Origin of the sequence: Flavicella sp., assembly GCF_029238425.1 — a bacterium.
Classification (GTDB): Bacteria; Bacteroidota; Bacteroidia; order Flavobacteriales; family Flavobacteriaceae; genus Flavicella.
In genome coordinates this window covers 1-2,397 of sequence record NZ_JAQWGB010000133.1, presented here as the reverse complement: position 1 = coordinate 2,397, position 2,397 = coordinate 1, and the positions used below count along the sequence as shown (strand labels likewise).

The 2,397-nt window shown below is 31.2% G+C and carries 2 protein-coding genes; both read left to right on the top strand.

Annotated elements, in window-relative coordinates; translation table 11 throughout:
* The first annotated feature begins 87 nt into the window (after positions 1-87).
* Positions 88-1,053: a glycosyltransferase family 4 protein gene (locus P8H68_RS09970; RefSeq protein ID WP_300324321.1), complete on the top strand. Its 966-nt coding sequence runs from the start codon at positions 88-90 to the stop codon at positions 1,051-1,053.
* Positions 1,043-2,269 carry an oligosaccharide flippase family protein gene (locus P8H68_RS09965; protein ID WP_300324318.1) on the top strand — a complete coding sequence of 409 codons (1,227 nt, stop codon included), beginning with the start codon at positions 1,043-1,045 and terminating at the stop codon, positions 2,267-2,269. Before P8H68_RS09970 ends, P8H68_RS09965 begins: the two co-directional genes overlap by 11 nt.
* Positions 2,270-2,397: the final 128 nt, after the last annotated feature.

Sequence of the window (2,397 nt, the reverse complement as noted above, 5' to 3'; positions counted from 1 at the left end):
CCCAAAACAATTTATCAAGCTGAAAATTAAAAACAACCATAGAAATTAGTTACTTTTGCTCCGACCGAAGAAAATAGCTAATTAGAAATGGAAAAATATGGAATTATTGCAGTTTTGTTAATCGTCTTATCGATGGTTTATATGAAAATTGCAGATAAGTTTAATATCATAGATAAACCCAATCATAGAAGTTCTCATACCATACCCACCATCCGTGGAGGAGGAAGTTTGTTCCTGTTTGCTCTTTGGATCTATTTTATCATATCTGATTTTACATATCCTTATTTGGTGCTTGGTGTCTCATTAATTGCAATTGTAAGCTTTGTCGATGATATAAAAACCTTAAGCTCTAAAGTTAGATTTCCATTTCAATTGATTGCTGTAATATTAGTGTTCCAAGAAATGGGCTTGTTTGATACCCCATGGTGGAGTTTGTTATTGATAGCCATTGTTGGTGTTGGTTTTATAAACTTTTATAATTTTATGGATGGTATCAATGGAATTACAGGCTTGTATAGTTTGGCTGTGTTTTCAGGTTTATATGTGATCAATCAAGAGGTTTTAGTCATTGACCAAGATTTGTTGAGAATTGTTATGATCTCTTTAGTAGTATTTGGTTATTACAATTTCCGAAAAAAAGCACGCTGTTTTGCTGGAGATATTGGAAGTATATCGATAGCAGTAATTTTATTCTATGTTGGAACTTCCTTAGTTTATAAATTAAATGCCCCCGTGATAATATTGTGTTCGGTAGTGTATGGAGTAGATGCCATCATTACGCTGTTTTATAGAAAGTATTTGGGAGAGAAATTAACCGATCCTCATAGGCATCACATCTATCAGAAATTGGTAGATGTCTCTGGCTTATCTCATATGAAAGTTGCTATCAGTTACTTTATGTTACAGTTAGGAATCAATATAGTTGTGTTGGCAACCTATCAAAAAAGTATTCAAGTACAATTAATTACCTTTTGTTGCGTTGTTCTTGTGTGTATTTCTTTATACTTGGTTATTTTCAACTATTTAAAATCTAAAAAACTAAGTGAGGCTTAAAAAGTATCAATCAATATTTGAAAATAGCATCTCTCTTTTTGCCTTAAAAGCAATAGATCTAGGTTTGACTATAGGTTTGATTCCGTTTCTGATTGTAAAAGTCGGAATTCATAATTATGGTGTGTATGCTTTTGCGATGGCATTGTTGCTGTTTATGGTAAATATCATGAACTACGGATTTAATTTGTCAACCGTAAGAGAAATTGCCAAACATAAAAATGATCAAACATTTCTAAACAATTGTGTCAACGAGGTCTTTTCTGTAAAACTATTGCTCTATGCCGTTTTGATGGTGGTATTAATACTTCTGGTTTGTTTTGTCCCAAAATTTGAAAACCATTCTTCTTTGTACCTTTTTGGTTCCCTTATTTTATTTTCGGAAGTGTTTTCAACGCGTTGGTTCTTTTTTGGTTTGGAAAAAATGAAATACATTACACTGATGAGTCTGGTTGGAAATTTCATATTTATTATCCTAGTGCTGCTCTATGTAACTCTAGAGCAAGATTTTGTTTATATAGCCTTATTTGAGGGGATTGGGATGTCTGTGGCGACAATTGGAGGTTTTTTTCTGATTGTAAAAAAATTTAATTTTCGTTTAAGGTTGCTTTCGTTAAAACAGATATGGATGTATCTGAAAATTAATTTTAGTTCGTTTATTAATTTATTGTTGCCTTCTACTTATACAATAATACTTATATTTATTGCAGGGTTGATTGTACTACCAAGTGAATTGAGTTTTTTACAACTGAGTTTAAAATTAACAGCCATTTTTTCAACAGTTGTTACAATATTGACAACGGTATTTTATCCCGTAGTTAATCGCAATTCGAGTTGGTTTTTTGTAATGCGTCTACTTTTAATGGGTAGTGGTCTTGTTTTATCCATTGTAATGTTTGTCATGGCCGAGTTTATTGTTGATTTATGGATGCCCTTTAATGAAAGATCTTCTTTAGAGACCTTAATTCGTTTAATAAAGATTTTAAGTGTTGCTCCTATGTTCATAGCCGTCAATTCTGTATTTGGGGTGAACGGATTATTAATAAAATATAAAGATCTGCAATATCAAAAGAGTACACTTATATCGATAATTTCTATGATTGCCACAGGAGTAATTTTTATTCCTATTTATCCGATTTATGGTGGTGTTGTTTCATTTTTGATAGGTAGATTTGTATATGCGGTACTTTCCTTATATTATTTTAAATTTGTAGAATAGCCATTTATTGATTTTGTTATGAATAAGTATATTAAGATTTTATTAGGTTGTATGATTTTGACCTCTTTTTATACACATACAATAGATCTTCAGTCGGAGAATTTGATAGTTTCAAGAATGACTATTTC

Bases quoted from the DNA above. Each gene is read 5' to 3' on its own strand.
- P8H68_RS09970 (WP_300324321.1), top strand. From the start codon at position 88: ATGGAAAAATATGGAATTATTGCAGTTTTGTTAATCGTCTTATCGATG.